Origin of the sequence: Vibrio barjaei, from assembly GCF_001639065.2 — a bacterium.
In the GTDB taxonomy this organism is placed as follows: Bacteria; Pseudomonadota; Gammaproteobacteria; order Enterobacterales; family Vibrionaceae; genus Vibrio; species Vibrio barjaei.
The window spans coordinates 42,889-61,616 of the sequence record NZ_LQXO02000029.1; the positions used below are offsets into that span (position 1 = coordinate 42,889).

Annotated in this window: 17 protein-coding genes; 9 read left to right on the top strand and 8 right to left on the bottom strand. The window is 44.6% G+C overall.

Annotation, left to right across the window (positions count from 1 at the left end):
- Positions 1-59 precede the first annotated feature (59 nt).
- The 6 genes from AWH66_RS14125 (at position 60) to AWH66_RS14150 (ending at position 6,500) form a co-directional block, all read left to right on the top strand.
- The gene (locus AWH66_RS14125) at positions 60-794 is read left to right on the top strand and encodes an acyltransferase (RefSeq protein ID WP_063604425.1); all 735 of its coding nucleotides are present in this window, start codon (positions 60-62) and stop codon (positions 792-794) included.
- A gap of 37 nt (positions 795-831) precedes the next feature.
- Positions 832-1,953 (top strand): glycosyltransferase family protein, encoded by a 1,122-nt coding sequence (locus AWH66_RS14130; RefSeq protein WP_063604423.1) that lies wholly within the window; start codon positions 832-834, stop codon positions 1,951-1,953.
- Positions 1,950-3,380, top strand: coding sequence for a GumC family protein (locus AWH66_RS14135; protein ID WP_063604421.1), 1,431 nt, complete (start codon positions 1,950-1,952; stop codon positions 3,378-3,380). Before AWH66_RS14130 ends, AWH66_RS14135 begins: the two co-directional genes overlap by 4 nt.
- Positions 3,381-3,512: 132 nt before the next feature.
- On the top strand, positions 3,513-4,628 hold the full coding sequence (locus AWH66_RS14140) for a glycosyltransferase (protein ID WP_063604420.1): 1,116 nt from the start codon (positions 3,513-3,515) through the stop codon (positions 4,626-4,628).
- 38 nt (positions 4,629-4,666) lie between these two features.
- A complete protein-coding gene (locus tag AWH66_RS14145; RefSeq protein WP_063604418.1) occupies positions 4,667-5,854 on the top strand; it encodes a glycosyltransferase family 2 protein in 1,188 nt (395 codons plus the stop codon).
- Positions 5,855-5,864: 10 nt separating this feature from the next.
- Positions 5,865-6,500, top strand: a complete 636-nt coding sequence (locus AWH66_RS14150) for a sugar transferase (RefSeq protein ID WP_063604416.1) — start codon at positions 5,865-5,867, stop codon at positions 6,498-6,500.
- A 26-nt stretch (positions 6,501-6,526) separates the two neighbouring features.
- Here AWH66_RS14150 and arnF read toward each other — a convergent pair whose 3' ends face one another.
- The 7 genes from arnF to arnB form a co-directional block, all read right to left on the bottom strand.
- The gene (gene arnF / locus AWH66_RS14155; RefSeq protein WP_063604414.1) at positions 6,527-6,952 is read right to left on the bottom strand and encodes a 4-amino-4-deoxy-L-arabinose-phosphoundecaprenol flippase subunit ArnF; all 426 of its coding nucleotides are present in this window, start codon (positions 6,950-6,952) and stop codon (positions 6,527-6,529) included.
- Positions 6,952-7,299 carry a DMT family transporter gene (locus AWH66_RS14160; protein ID WP_063604412.1) on the bottom strand — a complete coding sequence of 116 codons (348 nt, stop codon included), beginning with the start codon at positions 7,297-7,299 and terminating at the stop codon, positions 6,952-6,954. Before AWH66_RS14160 ends, arnF begins: the two co-directional genes overlap by 1 nt.
- Positions 7,299-8,951 (bottom strand): lipid IV(A) 4-amino-4-deoxy-L-arabinosyltransferase, encoded by a 1,653-nt coding sequence (gene arnT / locus AWH66_RS14165; protein WP_063604410.1) that lies wholly within the window; start codon positions 8,949-8,951, stop codon positions 7,299-7,301. Before arnT ends, AWH66_RS14160 begins: the two co-directional genes overlap by 1 nt.
- A gap of 88 nt (positions 8,952-9,039) precedes the next feature.
- Entirely contained in the window at positions 9,040-9,954 is a 915-nt protein-coding gene (arnD, locus tag AWH66_RS14170; protein ID WP_063604408.1) for a 4-deoxy-4-formamido-L-arabinose-phosphoundecaprenol deformylase, read from the bottom strand.
- On the bottom strand, positions 9,954-11,936 hold the full coding sequence (gene arnA, locus AWH66_RS14175) for a bifunctional UDP-4-amino-4-deoxy-L-arabinose formyltransferase/UDP-glucuronic acid oxidase ArnA (protein ID WP_063604406.1): 1,983 nt from the start codon (positions 11,934-11,936) through the stop codon (positions 9,954-9,956). Before arnA ends, arnD begins: the two co-directional genes overlap by 1 nt.
- A 24-nt stretch (positions 11,937-11,960) precedes the next feature.
- The gene (gene arnC, locus AWH66_RS14180; protein ID WP_063604405.1) at positions 11,961-12,959 is read right to left on the bottom strand and encodes an undecaprenyl-phosphate 4-deoxy-4-formamido-L-arabinose transferase; all 999 of its coding nucleotides are present in this window, start codon (positions 12,957-12,959) and stop codon (positions 11,961-11,963) included.
- A gap of 3 nt (positions 12,960-12,962) precedes the next feature.
- Entirely contained in the window at positions 12,963-14,123 is a 1,161-nt protein-coding gene (gene arnB, locus AWH66_RS14185; RefSeq protein WP_063604403.1) for a UDP-4-amino-4-deoxy-L-arabinose aminotransferase, read from the bottom strand.
- 449 nt (positions 14,124-14,572) lie between these two features.
- Between arnB and AWH66_RS14190 the strand changes: the two genes are divergently transcribed.
- Positions 14,573-15,496: a pyridoxal-phosphate dependent enzyme gene (locus AWH66_RS14190; protein WP_063604464.1), complete on the top strand. Its 924-nt coding sequence runs from the start codon at positions 14,573-14,575 to the stop codon at positions 15,494-15,496.
- Between the two features lie 83 nt (positions 15,497-15,579).
- On the opposite strand, the gene AWH66_RS14195 is transcribed toward AWH66_RS14190, so the two are convergent.
- Positions 15,580-16,359 carry a tetratricopeptide repeat protein gene (locus tag AWH66_RS14195; RefSeq protein WP_063604402.1) on the bottom strand — a complete coding sequence of 260 codons (780 nt, stop codon included), beginning with the start codon at positions 16,357-16,359 and terminating at the stop codon, positions 15,580-15,582.
- A 302-nt stretch (positions 16,360-16,661) separates the two neighbouring features.
- Here AWH66_RS14195 and AWH66_RS14200 point away from each other — a divergent pair, with 302 nt between their 5' ends.
- Together AWH66_RS14200 and AWH66_RS14205 are read left to right on the top strand one after the other, a co-directional pair.
- The gene (locus tag AWH66_RS14200; protein ID WP_031495097.1) at positions 16,662-17,105 is read left to right on the top strand and encodes a dCMP deaminase family protein; all 444 of its coding nucleotides are present in this window, start codon (positions 16,662-16,664) and stop codon (positions 17,103-17,105) included.
- A 148-nt stretch (positions 17,106-17,253) separates the two neighbouring features.
- Positions 17,254-18,588 carry a DUF4397 domain-containing protein gene (locus AWH66_RS14205; protein WP_063604400.1) on the top strand — a complete coding sequence of 445 codons (1,335 nt, stop codon included), beginning with the start codon at positions 17,254-17,256 and terminating at the stop codon, positions 18,586-18,588.
- The last annotated feature ends 140 nt before the right edge of the window (positions 18,589-18,728 follow it).

Below are 18,728 nucleotides of genomic sequence, written 5' to 3' on the forward strand. Positions count from 1 at the left end.
TGATACTCCTTCTAGTATCCTAGTGTCCACGACTCAGACTAACGAGAAGGAATGTCAAAATGAACACTACTTCGTCATTCGATTTCAAAAATTGGCTTCGGTCTCACCCAAATCCCAAAATGAGAAACCTTTTTGTCATTTTGAAAAGAGCACGTGCGACAGGCATTCCAACGCCATCGTTCTATAATAAAGCGCTCTATGCGTTATTAACCATTTTGCGAAATGGAATCGAAACACTTTCTCGACTGTTTGTATACACGCCTGCGTTTAAAGGTCGCGTATCGAAATGTGGTCACTCACTCTATCTTTACAGCGGATTGCCACTTGTCACTGGTCCCTTGAAAATCTCTTTAGGCAATGACTGTCGAGTGTCAGGGCACACCACCTTTAGCGCTCGCACCACACCTCACTCTAACCCTGCAATACAACCCGAACTTATCGTCGGTAGCAACGTTGATATAGGCTGGCAGGTCACCATAGCCGTTGCTGAAAAAGTAGAAATTCAAGACAACGTAAGAATCGCGGGACGTTGTCAGTTATTTGGTTATTCAGGACATCCGCTCAATGCACGCCAAAGAGCAGAAGGCGCACCCGATGAAGATCATCGCATTGGAAGCATCGTCCTAGAGCAAGACGTTTGGCTAGCAACAGGAGTCACCGTGCAAACTGGGGTGACAATTGGACAGGGAACCATCGTCGCTGCAGGTAGCGTCGTGACTCACGATTTACCCGCCAACGTTATCGCTGCAGGATGTCCTGCGAAAGTTGTCAAACATATTGATCAGACGCTGTAGCGTTAAATGACCGTAACTGAATAACAGGGATTGTGTTATGAGAGATTTGATTGTATTTGGAGAAGATTATGGTGCTCTGCCTTCTAGCACTCAGCATCTCGTCAAGCGCCTTGCCAGTCAACGGAAAGTACTCTGGATAAATTCTATTGGTTTACGTCAACCCAAGTTCACTAAACACGATGCAGCACGTGCACTAAATAAGCTACTTCGACGTGATAAGTCCAAGCAGCTGAAACTCGAGTTCGAACCAGTGCCGGAGACTATCACTATTGTAAACTTGATGACGATTCCAGCGCCTCGATCAACGTGGTCTAGAAAACTGGCGGCAGCCTTGATGGAGTCACAATTGGTTCCCATTATTCAAAAACTAAAACTCAAAAATCCCATTATTTGGAGTTCATTACCCACCGCTGCTGACATCTGCCAACGTTTGGGGAATCTACCCGTAGTCTACTACTGCGGTGACGATTTTGGAGCACTCGCAGGTGTTGATCACGACACGGTATTACAGCATGAACGTCAACTGGTTCAAGAGGCAGATATGGTCATTACGGCAAGCGAAAAACTTCTGCGAAAATTCCCAGAAAGGAAAGCTCGCTTGCTCACTCATGGTGTGGATTGTCAGCGCTTCTCCCAGCCTACCAAGCGTGCCAATGACTTACCAAACAGAGGACGTCCAATTGCTGGCTTCTATGGCAGTCTTTCTAATTGGCTAGATTATGAGCTCCTTAATCAGGTGATAGGTGCAATGCCGCATTGGGATTTCGTATTCATTGGTCAACTAGAACTAGAACAGTTTCCAATTGTACAGGCCGACAACGTCTTCTATTTGGGGCCCAAACCTCATGCACAACTCGCAAGTTACAGCCAGCATTGGACCGTCAGTCTGCTGCCATTCGTCTTAAATGCACAAATTAGTGCGTGCAACCCTCTTAAGTTGAAAGAGTATTTAGCGGCAAGAAGACCGGTTATTACTACCGAATTCCCAGCACTTGAGCCTTACCGTGAGCATGTCATCGTGATTCAAAATGTTGGTGAAATGATAAAAGCGCTTGAGTCAGCGGCAAAGCAATCGACTAAGCTCCCTGCAGGCCTAGTCGATAGCGAGAGCTGGGAGCAAAGAGCTCAAGTACTAGAGCGCTATTTGGAGGCCTTATGAGTGAGCTAAAGCTGAGGCTTTTAGCTATCCTAACCGCAGCCTGGAGGCGTCGTTATGCGATAGTAATGCCAATCTTGATCATGCCTTTTATCGCTTACGCTATTGGCGTCTTGACTCCTCTGAAATATAAATCGCATACCAGTATGCTGATTCAAGAAACCGCCAAAATGAATCCGTTCCTTGAAGACATTGCAGTCTCTACCATGCTCAAAGATCGTCTGTCAGCACTCAAAACTCTCCTCAACAGCCGCCACGTGTTGCTGTCGGTTGCGAGCGACTTAAACCTAATTAATGATTCAATGACCGCATCTCAAAAAGACCAAATCATTGCTGAGCTTTCTGCCAGCCTAACCGTTAATCAATTAGGTAAAGACTTCATAAAGATTGAATATAGCTCATCCTCTCCAGAGGGCATGAAGGCGCTGCTAGAATCGGTAAGTGTACACTTTGTCGAAGAACTTTTGGCACCTGAACGCTCATCCATCAGAGATTCCAGTGAATTTTTAGCTATCCATATTAAGAAACGCAAACAAGAGCTAGAAAACGCCGAACAAGCGTTAGCCGATTACTACAACCAACACTCTTCAGCGACGCCGGAAATGCAAAATGAGAACCTAAGCCGACTCGCCTCCCTTAAACAAACTTTGGCAGAAAAACAAGCCGAGCTGTCTGGCGTAGAACAAAGCCTAGGCTCGCTTGATCAGCAACTCTCTAAAACCAACCCAATAGTCGGCAAACTGGAAGAGCAGATCATTGAAACTCGAAGCGCGTTAACCTTACTCAAAGCAAAATACACTGATACCCACAGTGCCGTGCAGGCCAAACTCAGAGAACTTAGCAGGCTAGAGAAAGAGCGCAACCAATTACTTAAGTCTGAGCAACCGGAACTCAACAGTGACCAACTGTGGGATATTGCCAGCGTGACTTCAGCGAGCGATGTAGGTGATATTCAGCCGCTTCTAATTACCCAGCTCCATAGTCTCCAGCTTGTTCGAGGTCGATACGAATCACTCAAGCAGGAAACTAATAGCCTGCAGTCTATGATCGATGAGCTCACTGTCAACGCCCAAAGTTACGGTAGTACAGCCAAGCAATTATTGAAGCTGCAACGCGATGTCAGTCTAAAAAGACAACTCTACGATGAACTAGTGGAACGTTACGAAATGGCACAATTGACCGGTTCATTAGGTGTGTTTGAGCAAAATAAACGGGTCAAAATTATCGACCTCCCTTACACGCCAAGTTCACCAACGAATTTCACGCCAACCGTATTTGCGGCTGTTGGAGTTATCGCTGGACTTGTTCTGGGCATAGGTATGGCAATTCTTCTTGAGCTATTTGACACAACTATACGCCGTAGGGAGCAACTCACTCAAATATCCGGTGTACCTTTGATTACTGCAATTCCTAAGATTGCTGCCGAATGATATTCAGAATGAATGTCATATCGGGAAAGCCATCTATTTTGAACTTAACTACATGTTTTTATTTACTTATTAATTTGGCATAACCCGTGCAATGTTAGACTAACAATGCAACGCCTATGCAAGGAGCAAATCATGGCAAGCTCACCTCTTATTCCAAAGCACAACTCTGGTACCACATACAAAGTCGTACACGTTGTTCAACACCTCGCTCCCGGAGGACTTGAAACCATGGTTCTTGAGCTGCTTAAACAAGCGAAAGACGATGAAAGAGTATTTATCATCAGTTTGGAAGGGGAACTTGAACAAGCCATCAAACACTGGCCACAACTTATCAAATATCGTTCACACCTGTTCTTTCTTGGCAAAAAGCCAGGTTCTCAAGTTACGCTGCTTCGAGTGATGTATCGACTCCTTAAGGTACTAAAGCCTCAAGTTGTCCATACTCATCATATTGGCCCTCTAATCTATGGTGGTATTGCCGCACGACTCAGTCGAGTCCCAGCACGAATCCATACCGAGCACGATATGTGGCACTTAACCGATGCAAAACGTCAAAAGGTAGAAAACCTCGCACTCAAACTCGTTAACCCAATATTAGTCGCTGATGCACAAAAAGTTCAGCAGCAGCTTTCTCAACTTTTCCCTTATACCACACCGACAGTGATTAAAAATGGAGTGGATTGTAACCGATTCGTACCTGCGAATCAGGCTGGAGCAAGGCGTATCCTTGGTTTACCGGCCAAAGTGACCCTCATTGGCACGGCTGGTCGTTTAGAACCTGTTAAAGCACAAGCGACTTTGATCAAGGCCGTTGCACGACTTTCGAACGATATCCACCTTACTATTGCAGGTATTGGTTCCCTTGAACAAGAGCTCAAAGACCTTGCCACAGCATTAAAAGTTGGAAACAGGGTCCACTTCCTGGGATTAGTAAACGATATGCCTTCATTTTACCAATCGCTTGATCTGTTCTGTCTTCCTTCAGTGTGTGAGGGATTTCCACTTTCGCCACTTGAAGCACAAGCATGCAACATTCCAGTGGTGGTTACGGATGTTGGTGCAGCAAAGGAAACTCTCTGCCCTTTATCTGGTGTTACAACGAAATCAAATCGAGTTTTTTCATTAGTCCAAGCTCTAGAGAACGCGTTGAAGACACGTCACCTATTCTGTCCACGAGACTTTGTTGTCGAGAATAATGATGTACGTTCAATGAGTGAAGCCTATCGAAGTCTAGTGTTCAAGGCTTAGCACTGGCTAGTCGAGATTAATTATAGAGAGGACATAATATGGAAGTAGTATTGATTGGAATATTCATTCTAAGCGCATCCTTCATAGTGTATCACCATGCTGGATATCCCGTGATTCTCCGTTGGTGGGCTAGCCAACACCCGATAGTCACGAGTGGCGCCATTCCAAGAGGCTATCGTAGCGCTCGCAGAGATCGTGCACTACCTACGGTTACCATTATCATTCCTGCCTATAATGAAGAGCAGTGGATAGCGGATAAAATCAGAAATTGCGCATCGTTAGACTATCCAAAAGATAAGCTAAATATCGTGATTATTGACGATGGTAGTGAGGACAATACTCTTCACATAGCTGAATCAACAATACAAGAGGCCATATGCGCGGATACCCATTTTGAAATTATCAATCAGCAAGATAATATTGGGAAAGTTGCCATCCTCAACCAGTACATTCCGAAAATCAACAGTGATATCACTTGCATTTCAGATGTTTCAGCAATTATCTCCGTAGATGCCCTTCTAATTGCCAGTGAATTTTTCAAAGACCAGAACATCGGTGTCGTAAACTCAACCTATCAGCTGCTCCATGCCAGTCAAACCGGAGAGTCAGACTACTGGCAATATCAAAACAACATCAAATATCGTGAATCCACGATGGGGTCTACTATTGGTGCACATGGGGCGCTGTATTTCATTCGAACACCGCTATTTGAATTATTACCGGGCAATACAATCAACGATGATTTCATCATTCCTATGAGGATTGTTCGCCAACACTATCAAGCGGCCTACGCACCGAATATGAATGCCATCGAGCAAGAACCTACTGAATCAGTACAAGACTTTCAACGACGATTACGAATCTCAGCTGGTAACATGCAGCAGGTCATCATGTTGTTTGATCTATTCTCACCGCAATATGGCAGCACTGCATTCACCTTTTTTTCGGGCAAAGGACTACGCCTATTTACACCATACTTAATGATTGCATGCTTGTTTTCATCACTTTGGTTGGCGCAAACAAACGCTATCTTCTTGGTACTGCTTTATTCGCAGTTGGCCGTTTACGTTATTGCCGCGATAGCAAACTACTTCCCACAACTTCAAAAGCTGCGACTCATTCGTTTAATTACATACTTAATCGTTGGTCACACCGCTAACTTGATTGGTGGGCTTCGTTACTTATTTGGATTTGAAAATGGAAAATGGCAGCGTCTCGCGCGCTAGGAGGATAATTATGACTAACTATGAGAGACGCTCAATACACTTCTCAAAACGAATTTTCGATATCGTAGGTGCTAGCGTTGGCATGATCATACTGGCAATCACTTTTGTACCTGTGGCGCTAGCGATTAAGTTTACCTCGAGAGGACCCGTATTTTATAAGCAGCTCAGAGTAGGAAAATGGACTCCTGAAAAAATGGATTTCATTCATGTACTTAAGTATCGGTCCATGTATGTGGATGCCGAATCCCACTCAGGTGCAACATGGGCGACAGAAGACGACCCGCGAATCACACCGGTAGGCCGCTTTCTTCGCAAAACTCGACTCGATGAACTCCCGCAGTTTATTAATGTACTCAAAGGAGACATGTCGCTCATAGGACCAAGACCAGAACGCCCTGACTTCTATAACAAGCTTGAGAATGACATTCCGTTCTTTGTGGAACGTACTTACGACGTACTACCCGGTATCACTGGACTAGCACAAGTTAATCAAGGTTATGATACATGCATTGAAGATGTGAGAAGTAAAGTTGGTTACGACCACAGTTACGCTTTATCACTGTCGTCATTTAAAACTTGGCTATCCACTGACATTCATATTGTCTTTAAAACTCTAAAGATCATGGTTGATGGACGTGGAAGATAAATCTGAGACACAAAGAAAAGTCCAGCCTAATGGCTGGACTTTTTCGCGGTAAAGATAAAGGTCAGCCCTAGGAGGATAAAACCGATACCAGACAACTTCACCCAACTAAATGCTTCATTGAGCCAAGGTAAAGTAACTGCTAGCAAGTAGACAATCACATAGCTCAAGCTGAGCAAAGGATATGCGACCCCTAGTGGCAAATGCTTTAAAGCCATTACCCAGCACGCCATAGACAGTGCATAGCAACCTAGGCCGATGCCAACACCCATTAAAGCTGGCCACACATGCAATAGCAGTTCGACCAGTTGAGCTTGTTCAAATAAAGCTACAATGCTGTCCCATTGCGATGCAAGTCCTCCCATTCCCCATTTCATGGAGAGCTGAGCTGTAGATATGAGCAGGACACTCACTAGTGCAATTGGCAAGCCGGCTTTAAGATCTTTCGCTACCATTAACCAGCTCCTCCAATAATGCCAACGCCAATCATTATGCACATTACACCAAGCCATTGCTTGGGCAGAATGACTTCGCCAAAGGCAAATTTAGATACCAATAACATGATAACGAAGTTAACGCTTAGTAACGGATAAGCAACTGATACATCCCACTGACTCAGTACACCCAACCAAGTTAGGGCACTGGTCCCCAAGAAGACAATTCCAAGGATCATAGGAAAGCTCAATAGCTTCCCTACTGCAGGCAGCTGTGGATTTTCTTCAAAATATATAGCGGCTCTCTTTTGCCAATATTGGCTAAGCGAGCTTGCAACAACTGAGAGTACAAACAGCAGAACTGTCATTACTGGGCATCTTTTTGATTAAAGATCAGCGCATGATAACGACCACGGTCAACGTGATCATCAGGCTTAGGAAAACCTTCTGGCAACGGTGGTAGATCTCTAAAATGCAGCAACACTGGACTCGTCAACTGTTTCTCTTTGATAAAGTCATCTAGCTGATCCCACTCAATGTAGCGATGCTTCGAGTCCTCATATTTCAGACCGTAATCCACTTCACCCATAGACTTGGTAAGATAGACATCACTGCGCTTCAAGTACCAGTTTAAAGCTGACATTGTGTCCGGATAGTCCGCAATAAGAACCATATCATCGGTAACTTTTGGTGCTAATTGCTCCATGAAACGCGCTGGCATTTTAGAGTCAATGGTCGTATTTGGAAGCACAGTGGAGAACAAAGCGAAAAGAGCCAGTGGTGATACCATATACGCGGCAAACTTGTGCTCGAACGCTTTGGCTTTAGCTGCATAGAAAGCACAGGTAGCCCAAAATCCTAGTATGAACAACGCAATCCAAGGACGATAAGATTCAGAATCATCCAAAGGTAGCTTACCCATAAAGAACATCACCATTAGTGTGATAGCGACCGTCGCAAAGAATAGGCCATTAATAATCGAACCTATTGTTAGGCCTTTCGCTTTACTGTTATAGGCTTTGATAATGCCATGGGTCAATAGAATCGCAATTGGAGCCATGCAAGGTAAGATATACGTCGCCAGTTTTCCACTTGCATAGGAGAACAGCAAAAATGGCATTACCGCCCAGAGAATCGAGTAACGAATAAGTGGCTTTGAAAACTCACCCTTTAACTGAACAAGAGCAGACGGTGCCCAAAATACCCAAGGTAAAGTGCCTAAGAATAGGAACGGCACATAATACCAAATCGGCGCAGCGTGCTGCGCATCTTCAGCAGAGAAACGATGGATATGTTCTTCCCAGAAGAAGTAATTCCAGTAATCCGGTTCAGCTGCATGTATAGCTAGAGACCATGGCAAACAAGTGATTAGCGCAACAAACATTACCCACCAGCCCCATCTTAAAATCTCTAGGAACTGCTTTTGCATGATCATGTAAGGCACTACAACGATAACTGGTAAGGCAAGTGCTAAAAAGCCTTTAGTTAATACAGCACAACCACAGAAGAACCCTGCTAAGCCATAATGTAACCATCGCTGTTTGGTAGAGGTCGCTTCCGTTGCAAAATAGAAAGCGGCATAACAAGCAGTAAGCCAGAATGCCAACATGCCATCGAGTACACTATAAGTACCGATTGCTGCCACCATAAACATGCTAAGAAACACACCTGCGGTTAGCCAACCTTGACGGCGATCTGTCATTCTGCCAACGAGAGAGACTAAAAATAGTGCAGAACCAAACATAGCGAGTGCCGACGCAATTCTCACAGCAAAATTGGTATCACCAAAAATAACTTGTGCAATGGCGTTAAACCAATAACCCATGATCGGCTTTTCGAAATAACGTAGGTCGTTAAAGGTGGGAACTATCCAGTTACCGGAAGCCACCATCTCGCGAGAGATCTCACCGTAGCGTAGCTCATCAGGTGACCACAGTGGGCGCAGATCAAGCGGTAGTATGTATAACGCAATAAAGAAAAGCGGTATCCACACCGCCCAGTTAATTCGTGATTGTTGCATTCTTCATCCAATTGAATAAAAGCCCATGACATCATGGGCTTATACTAGTTTCAAATCTACAAGGCATGGCATATAAGGCGTAAAGCAACTACAGTCCCATGCGTTTAACAAATGACGCCTGGTGTGTTAGCCACCCTTCTCGCCCTTCCATTTCGATGTTTTTTATTGCATCACTTGGAAGTGGCGATTCTGCCCCTTCAAGCAGATCTATCATGGGTACGAATTCTATATTCTGTTGCTTAGCTCTGACAATCAAATCTTCAAACATTTCGGCACAAACAATACCTTCCACTTCCGCGTGGATTGTATAAACATTCAAACCATCACGTTTAATAAGCTTAAGAATAGCATCATTGTAGTTGCTGTTGTCGACACCGTCTTGCCCTACAAGCTCGTCGTAGGTAGGTAAGGTCACTGGGATTTGGGGTGCCATTCCTTCGCCTGGAGAGAAAATAGAATCGCCGCGGCAATCACTATTGTACTTAAATGGGAAGGCATCTTTCTCAATAAGCGTTTGATCAGTACAGCGCCAGCCAGCTACCGCACTACAAGGCAGATCACTACCAGTAATATCCTTCAGCATGTTATAGCCTTTGGAAATCTCACTACGCAGCTCTTCAGGTGACATGGTATCGGTTTTCATCTGCCACTTGTGGTGATCCCAAGCATGCAAACCGATTTCATGACCAGCTTTATCAGCCGCCTCAATAATTGGACGAAGTTTTTTGCCAATCACGGGGCCTGGCCAGATAGTGCCACGAATTAAAATATCGTAACCGTACAGACTAGCAGCCTTAGAGCGAAGCATCTTCTTCAGAAATGCAGGACGCAAAAGGCGCCATATATGGCGCCCCATGTTATCAGGTCCAACAGTAAAGAAGAATGAAGCCTTCACTCCGTGCTTCTCGAAAATTTCGAGTAGCTTAGGTACACCAAGTTTGGTGCCTCTAAAAGTGTCTACATCGATACGAAGACCGACTTTAGTGACTTCATTCTGTTCCATTACTTCTCTTCTGCTACTGCACCTTTAAGGAAGAAATCTAGCGTCTCTTCGATTGTGTCGTTCATGTGAACTTTTGGTTCCCAATCAAGCAATTTCTTCGCGTTTGCGATGCTTGGTTTACGGTGCTGAACGTCTTGGTAGCCGTCACCGTAGAATGCTTTGCTTTCTACTAGGTTGTAGCCAGCAAATGGAGGGAACTGGTCACGCAGTGGGTGGTTCTCAAACTTCTCAACCAATGTCTCAGCAAGCTCTTTGATACTCGCTTCGTTTTCTGGAGCACCGATGTTGATGATTTGACCGTCACACAGACCTTCTTTGTTCTCGATGATGCGGAATAGCGCTTCAATCGCTTCAGAGATGTCAGTGAAACAACGCTTCTGCTCACCACCGTCGATAAGTTTGATCGGCGTACCTTCGACTAGGTTTAGGATAAGCTGTGTGATCGCGCGGCTAGAACCGATACGTGCAGAGTTCAAGCTATCTAGACGTGGACCCATCCAGTTAAATGGACGGAATAGTGTGAACTTAAGGCCATCTTTCTTGCCGTAAGCCCAGATAACACGGTCAAGTAGCTGTTTAGATACTGAGTAGATCCAACGCTGACGGTTGATAGGACCAACGATCAGTGGAGAAGTATCTTCGTTGAACTCAGGATCCGTCGACATACCGTACACTTCTGAAGTCGATGGGAAGATGATGCGCTTGTTGTATTTCACACACGCACGAACAATCTTCAGGTTCTCTTCGAAGTCCAATTCGAATACGCGAAGTGGGTTACGCGTGTATTCAATCGGTGTTGCAATAGCAACTAGTGGAAGAATGATGTCACACTTCTTAACGTGGTATTCGATCCACTCGTTGTGGATGGTGATATCACCTTCTACGAAGTGGAAATCAGGGTGGCTTAGGTGCTCTTCGATTTGGTTCGAGTTCATGTCCATTGCATAAACTTCGTAACCACCGTCGTCTAGAAGACGCTTAGTTAGGTGAGTACCGATGAAGCCGTTTGCACCTAGGATAAGTACTTTTTGACGCTTCTTAGCGTTAATTAGTGCACTTGCTTGTGGACCAAAACGCATACCTTCTACAAGATGAAGCTCTGCAGCTAGCTGCTCACCACCTAGATATAGGCCGTTTTCTGCTTCGCCAGATTTAACAATCAGTGAACCTTGAGCACAAGCGATCGTTAGTGGTGTAGTAGAAACGATAGTACCAGGAGTTACATCAAATGTTTTGTCGCTTGCTTCCGCGCTCCAAATAGTCAGCTTACGCTCACCAAGGAAAGTGAATGCACCTGGGAACGGTTCTGTTACCGCGCGAACTAGGTTAAATACGGTACGAGAATCGTTAGACCATTTAATCTCACCGTCAGCAGGAGTACGACGACCAAAGTAAGTCGCTTTGCTTTCGTCCTGAGCCGTTGTTTTGAATGAACCATCAACGATAGTTGGAAGCACTTTGCTCAGTAGATCGCTAGATGCGGTGTTCATACGCTTATGAAGCGTTTCTGCCGTATCAGCGTCAGTGATAGCAATTTTTTCTTGACCAACGATATCGCCAGCATCCGCTTTCTGAACCATTTGGTGCAGCGTTACACCAGTTTCAGTTTCGCCGTTGACTAATGCCCAGTTTATCGGCGCACGACCACGATATGTTGGAAGCAAAGAGCCATGTAGGTTGAAACCACCTTTAGGTGCAATATCTAGCACCTCTTGGCTGATCATATTGCGATAGTAGAAAGAGAACAGTGCATCTGGCTTCATTGCACGAATTTTCTCAACCCATAATGGGTGGTTTACGTCTTCAGGTGCGTAAACTGGAATACCGTTCTTTGCCGCAAGCTTCGCTACAGATTCAAAAAACACGTTCTCGTTGCTGTCATCAACATGAGTAAATACTGCTTCGATTTCTACACCCGCGTCTAGCAAGCTACGAATACCAGTACAACCGATATTGTGGTAGGCAAACACTACTACTTTCATGGAATATTCCTCTAAATACAAATCTTATTCTTTATTCTTTAATTCGTCGCTTTCACGTGCATTTCTAGTGGCTTCACCAACTAGAACGTCTTGCACGTAAAAACGTGGGCGCGCTCTTACATCAGAGTAAATACGACCAATGTACTCACCAAGTAAGCCTAAACCCACAAACTGTGCACCAACAAATACAAACAGGATAGCAAACAAAGTAAACAGGCCATCACCTGCCCACTCAGAACCAAACATAATACGCATCAACATAAGGATGACGCCAAACGCGATACCTGCCGCAGCGATACCACCACCTACAATGCTCAATAGGCGTAATGGCGCTGTTGTCATACTGGTAATCAAGTCAAACATTAGGCTAATAAGCTTCATAAAGCTATATTTCGACTCACCATCAGCACGCTCATCATGATGCACATCGATCTCAGTGGTGTGGCGAGAGAAGCCATTCGCTAGCACAGGAATAAACGTGCTGCGCTCGTGACACTCAAGCATTGCGTCAACAACATGTCGACGGTACGCACGAAGCATACAACCGTAATCGTTCATCTCAACGCCAGTAGAACGTTTCACTAGCTTATTGATAAGCTTCGATGGGTAACGACGAAGTGCGCTGTCTTGACGGTTCTTACGAACTGTACCCACAGAATCAAACCCTTCTTCAGCTTTCGCTACAAGGTTAGGAATTTCTTCTGGTGGATTCTGAAGGTCTGCATCAAGCGTGATGATCAAATCGCCACGTACTTGCTCAAAGCCAGCCATAATAGCGTTATGTTGGCCATAGTTACGATTCAAGATAACGCCAACAACATGGCTCCCTTCTTTCGCTGATGCTTCTTCAATGATTTCCGCGCTGCGATCACGACTTCCATCATCTACAAGAATGATTTCATAATCTTTACCAATGCTATCACTTGCTTTGGTAGTACGATCAATCAGTTCTTGCAGACAGTTTTCTTCGTTGTATACCGGAATAACGATAGAGACAAAGTTGATTGCTTGATTGTGTTTCATGGTTTACCCAATTATTTCTGAAACGGCGCTAACTACACGTTCGACATCATTCTGAGTCATATCAGGAAAGAGCGGTAGTGAGCAGATTTGATTACTGTTACGTTCTGTATTCTTTAAATCAGGGTTAATCACCCCGAACAACTCCGCGTAGTTCTCGCGGTAGTATTTTTGCGTATGGCAGGCTTTAAAGTGGATACCTGCTCCAATGCCTTTTTCTTTTAGTGCGGCGATTAGGTCGTCGCGCGTTAGGCCTGCAACCGCAGGATCCACTCTAACAATCATTAGGTGCCAACAGTGTTTGTGGTCATGAGAAGCCAAGCCTAATGGCGTAATACCTTTGATAGACGCCAACTGACTGCGATAAGAGAGCGCTAACTGCGTACGTTTTTCGGTGATTTCCGCAATTCGATCCATCTGTCCAAGCGCTAACACCGCACAGATATCTGGCATATTGTATTTAAAGCCAGGCTCCACGACTTCGGCTTGAGGCGCTCTTCCTTGAGTTTCACGATCAAAAGCATCAACTCCTAGACCGTGGAATTTTAAACGACGTACTTTGTCAGCTAATTCAGCATCATGCGTGGTTAGTACACCACCTTCTGCCGTCGTCACGTTTTTGATTGCGTGAGTAGAGAATAGACATGTACCACGATTGCCCACTGGCTTACCTTTGTACTCGGTCCCTAAAGCATGAGCCGCATCCTCAATAACAGGGATACTGTACTTCTCGCCTAACTGGTAAATAGGGTCAAGGTCAAGCGATGCCCCAGCATAATGCACCGGGATGATAAGCTTAGTCTTGTTAGTGATCAGTGGTTCAATTTTCTCAGCATCCGTCATCAAGGTATCAGCATCAACATCGACGAATACTGGTTTTGCACCAACAAGCGTAATCATATTAACGGTAGAAACCCAAGTAAGCGATGGAGTAATAACTTCATCTCCAGGACCAATGCCTAAAGCCAACAAAACTAGATGCATACCCGCAGTCGCGCTGCTAAGTGCAACGGCATGTGGAGCCCCAGTGTGTTCAGACACTTTATTCTCTAACTCTGCATTTTTAGGACCCGTGGTAATCCACCCGGAACGAAGGACATCGACCACAGCTTGGATGTCTTGCTCATCTACAGCAGGTCTACATAAAGGGAGAAAAGGCTGGCTCATTTTTTAAACTCACAGTTATATCGTGTACTCAGACACGAAGAAGGACAACAAAGTTTACTAGGGCGTTCAAAGAATTAAAAGGGTCGATACGTTTTAGTAAGGCAAAACATTGACCTTTAGAACATATTTACCGCAAATATACTTCACACCTATGTGTGTATCGGCAAATTAACAAGAATATTTACTAAAGTGCCACTTCTAGATAAATATTCTCGGCCTAGCAGTGAAAATCCTATGATTTATCTAATCAGCATAGCACTTCGGGCACTAAGTCAGTTTTGTGTAAATTTAACCGACTACTGTCCCACACTTTCTAAGCTAAGCTAAGAAAACGCGCTATTCTGCCACATTTAATAGTTCGTCAATGTAATCATTTGTATGTGCTCTGTTTGTGTCTATCATTGTGAGAAGGTAGAATCAGCGTCCACTTTTTTGAGTCAGGTATGATCGTGAACCTCAATAACAGTCCTGTGACACAACATCAGTTTCAAGGACACGATTTCCATTTGAAGCGAGACGACTTGTTACATAGTCATTTCAACGGCAACAAGGCAAGGAAATTTGCAGAGTTGCTAGAGACAGATTTGACGAACGTTACTCAACTCGTTGGTTGGGGCTCCGCCCAAGCCAATTCCTTAACCTCTTTAGCTGCGCTGGCCAAAATAAAAGGTATAAAGCTCAAGTATTTTGTTGACCACAAACCAGCTTGGTTAGACCAAAACCCTAATGGTAACTACAGGGCAGCTAAAGAGCTTGGTGCTGAGATTATCTCCCTCAAGGAGCAGTTAGGTCCAAACGCACCGCATCCTCATGCCTATATTCAAGCTAACTTCGCTAGTTCTACTGACAGCTATATCGTGCCCGAAGGGGGACGCTTTCAATCAGCCCGCCAAGGTATCGTGCAGTTAGCTGAGGAAATTCTGAGTTGGTCGAGGTTTGAAAAAAATAAAAAGATTAAAGTGGCACTACCTTCAGGAACAGGAACGACAGCGCTGTACTTAGCGCAAGTTCTAGCACCTCAGGGTATTGAAGTTCTTACTTGCCCTTGTGTGGGCGGAAAACATTACTTAATGCAACAGTTTGACGAGCTTGGTGACTTTTCTTATTACCCAACCATTCTTGAGCTCGAAAACAAACATCACTTTGGCAAGCTCTATCTGAAGGATTATGAGATCTGGCGGTTACTACAAGATGAAACCCACATAGAGTTTGACCTACTTTACGACCCAATGATGTGGCGTTGCCTACTACCTTGGTTAAGTGATAACCCAGATGCCTCTCTATTGTACATTCACCAAGGTGGTCTATTGGGTAATGAGACCATGCTACCCCGCTATCGCAGAAAATACGATGCACCAAAAGATGAGTGGTAGCTCAGCCACGATGCGGTGCAGCACGAAACAAAAAAAGAGGAACTATGGCTCCTCTTTTTTGTTTCTATGAAGGCTCCACTCTATCACTGATGAGAAGAGTACGACTCTAAATAAAGCTCTGCTTTTTGTTGAGCTTGCTGTAACTCGTCTGAGTTTAACTTGTGCGCTAAGTCATCACGGAGCTTCTCCGCCGTTGCATAACCATTCGTGGATGCAACAGATGCCCAAGCATAAGCTTCTACATTATTAAGCTCTACGCCCTCTCCCAATGAATACTTATAAGCTAAATTTCGCTGCCCATAAGCGTATCCATTTTCAGCCGCTTTTCGATACCACTTTACTGCTTCAAGATCATCACGCTCAACACCTAGTCCTTTGGCATACATTACGCCCAGACTGTTCTGCGCTACATCAAAGTTACGTTCAGCAGCCAGACGATAATACTCTACTGCCTTACTATTGCTCTTAGGAACACCGCGTCCCCACTTGTACATACCAGCGAGATAATATTGAGCTTGAACACTGCCTTTTTGAGACGCCTTTTCGAACCATGACGCCGCCTCTTTGGCATCATAATTTACACCATGACCGTTGTCATACATCATACCTAACTTGTACATAGCAGATTCACTGCCCTGTTCAGCCGCTTTGTGATACCACTCCACCGCTTTGGCATCATTTTCTTTGATACCATTGCCGTCAGCATAGCGATCACCCAACTCTATTTGAGCAAATAGATCACCTTGCTTGGCACCTTGCTCAACTTTTCTAACGCTTACTGTTGACCAATCTTTTACAAACGCAAGGCTTCCTGCACTAAAACACAGACCACATAGGGAAACCGCTAACAGTGTTTTTCGCATTGTTTATTCCTATCCTTAAAGACGTCGTCAAATTCTGCCATATGATTAATAATCTTCTGACTAATTAAAACAGAATTAGCGATACTCTGACAAAGAATTTCGTATTAGTCACAAAAATGTTGTGGGTTGAACGCAAACTAAGCATAAATATATCATTTGCCATTTAAAGTCCCGTCCTATTTGAAACCAACGAGGTTTCACCTTGCAATCGTTTACAAAAATCCCTCGTTTTACCCTAGTAAGTTTTGTACACTCAGATGAGATTTTGAAATTGGTCAAATTAGATAAAGAACGGAGTAGTTATGGTATCTAAATGGGCGAAACGATTCATTCAGATGGCGGAACTGGTTGGTTCCTGGAGTAAAGATCCATCAACGCAAGTTGGTGCCGTTATTACCAAAAATAATCGAATTGTTTCTGTGGGTTTTAATGGGTATCCCCATGGCATTTCAGATAGCGCTGAAGTCGATGAACGCGAAACAAAATATCTCAAAACTCTACATGCTGAAGAGAACGCTATTCTATTTGCAAAGCGAGATTTGGACGGTTGTGAGATCTGGGTTACCCATTTCCCTTGTCCTAATTGCGCTGCAAAGATAATTCAAACCGGTATTTCTGTTGTGCATTGTCCACAGCAAACGGAAGACTTCCTATCTCGTTGGGGTGAAAAGATCTCGCTGAGCCAAGATATGTTTGAGCAAGCAGGGGTTCATGTAGATTGGCTACCTTTAGAACAGCTAGACTAGAAATCATAGCAATCCGTGTGCTTATCCTTTAGTTTAGAGCCTGCCACCTTATTCTTAACTAAAGAGCTAATTACTCTACATGCAATGAACTAATAGTCTAAGAGAACCGTAAGCCAAATTGCGAATAATGAATGCAATGAGGCTTACCATGAACATCGTCAAACTTTCACTATTTGCTTCTGCAGCAACGTTCCTAGCTGGCTGTGGAAGCGACTCTCCCGACTCAACCCCTACTTCTCAACTTCGTGTGACTCATGCTAGTGCTGATGCGCCACAGGTTTCAATATTACTTGACGGAGCTATCGCCAGCGGACTTTCTGATGTAGATTATCAACAGGGCAGCGGTTTGATTACTGTGGATTCAGGGAATCACGACCTCATCGTTAGAGGTTTATTGGCAGGAGATGCCACCGCGGATGTGATTACTGCTAATGCTGTCAATTTTGCGCCAGACATGCAGTATGACGTTTTTGCAGTCAATAACGTCAGCTCAATCGAGCCTGTCATTTTATCACGTTCGGCCACTGGTCCAGACACTCAATCCATTCGATTGGATGTTTTACATGGTCATCCTGGAGTCGGTGGAGTCGATATTCACCTGACAACAGACCCAAGTATTAGTGCCAGCACCGTCGCCGTTTCTGACCTTGCTTTCAAAGAAGACGAATCTCAGCTACCAGTGACGTTACCTGCGGGTGATTATCGTATTAGAATTACGCTAGCCGGCCAGAGTACTGACGCAGATGTCGTGTACGACAGTGGAAACCTGACATTAGACGGTGGCAGCGATCTAATGGTCACCGCTGTTCCAAATGTCAGCGGAGGTATTGTATCACCTGTTAATTTGCTAGTCGCCGACGGTTCGGCTGTGAGCGTTTTGCGTAGTACAGGAGAAAAAGCAACTGTGCGAGTAGGTCATGCCGTTGCCGACCTTGGTGACGTGGACGTTCGAGCATCAGGTAACGTAGTAACTGGGCTAAATGTTATTGGTTTTGAGAAAATCAAGAGTCTCGATTTGGCCGCTTCATCATATGACTTAACCGTAACCCCTACAGGAGCTACTACACCCGAAGCAATTCAAGCTCCAGGAACATCATTTGCTGCAGGTTCGGAAACGACGATTTTTGCTGTGGGACGTTTTTCGGACCAATCAATTGAACCTGTTGTAATCGAAGATGATCTCCGAAGTGTGGCCTCTTACGCGAAACTGCGTGTATTACACGCCAATCCAGTTGCAGGCACTGTTGACATTCACGCCGCCGCCGCAGGCTCCGGGTTCTCTGCGAGCACTGTAGTTTTGGAAGGGGTTAATTTTAAAGATACCGCAGTATTAGAGGTCGAGGCTGGTACATATGACTTTGCAGTCGCTGCTGCTGGAACGACTAACATTCTCTTAACTGCTTCTGGAGTCTCACTAGCTAATGGTAACGTCGCGACAGCGTTCGCAACAGAAAACTCGATTGCACTCAATGTCGACAAATAACTAATAGTGCATTTCAGACCAAAGTCCGCTCTTATCATTTAGCGGACTTTTTGCTCAGCCTTACCATTAATTCTCTTCCCATATATGTTTTAGTCCTCTACAATCCGCGATCTTATAATTTGAGCCAATAGTAAGACCAT

Coding starts and splice junctions, on each gene's coding strand:
- arnF (WP_063604414.1), bottom strand. CDS start 6,952: ATGGTAGCGAAAGATCTTAAAGCCGGCTTGCCAATTGCACTAGTGAGT.
- AWH66_RS14150 (WP_063604416.1), top strand. CDS start 5,865: ATGACTAACTATGAGAGACGCTCAATACACTTCTCAAAACGAATTTTC.
- AWH66_RS14200 (WP_031495097.1), top strand. CDS start 16,662: ATGGTATCTAAATGGGCGAAACGATTCATTCAGATGGCGGAACTGGTT.
- AWH66_RS14140 (WP_063604420.1), top strand. CDS start 3,513: ATGGCAAGCTCACCTCTTATTCCAAAGCACAACTCTGGTACCACATAC.
- arnC (WP_063604405.1), bottom strand. CDS start 12,959: ATGAAACACAATCAAGCAATCAACTTTGTCTCTATCGTTATTCCGGTA.
- arnT (WP_063604410.1), bottom strand. CDS start 8,951: ATGCAACAATCACGAATTAACTGGGCGGTGTGGATACCGCTTTTCTTT.
- AWH66_RS14195 (WP_063604402.1), bottom strand. CDS start 16,359: ATGCGAAAAACACTGTTAGCGGTTTCCCTATGTGGTCTGTGTTTTAGT.
- AWH66_RS14205 (WP_063604400.1), top strand. CDS start 17,254: ATGAACATCGTCAAACTTTCACTATTTGCTTCTGCAGCAACGTTCCTA.
- AWH66_RS14135 (WP_063604421.1), top strand. CDS start 1,950: ATGAGTGAGCTAAAGCTGAGGCTTTTAGCTATCCTAACCGCAGCCTGG.
- AWH66_RS14125 (WP_063604425.1), top strand. CDS start 60: ATGAACACTACTTCGTCATTCGATTTCAAAAATTGGCTTCGGTCTCAC.
- arnA (WP_063604406.1), bottom strand. CDS start 11,936: ATGAAAGTAGTAGTGTTTGCCTACCACAATATCGGTTGTACTGGTATT.
- arnB (WP_063604403.1), bottom strand. CDS start 14,123: ATGAGCCAGCCTTTTCTCCCTTTATGTAGACCTGCTGTAGATGAGCAA.
- arnD (WP_063604408.1), bottom strand. CDS start 9,954: ATGGAACAGAATGAAGTCACTAAAGTCGGTCTTCGTATCGATGTAGAC.
- AWH66_RS14145 (WP_063604418.1), top strand. CDS start 4,667: ATGGAAGTAGTATTGATTGGAATATTCATTCTAAGCGCATCCTTCATA.
- AWH66_RS14130 (WP_063604423.1), top strand. CDS start 832: ATGAGAGATTTGATTGTATTTGGAGAAGATTATGGTGCTCTGCCTTCT.
- AWH66_RS14160 (WP_063604412.1), bottom strand. CDS start 7,299: ATGACAGTTCTGCTGTTTGTACTCTCAGTTGTTGCAAGCTCGCTTAGC.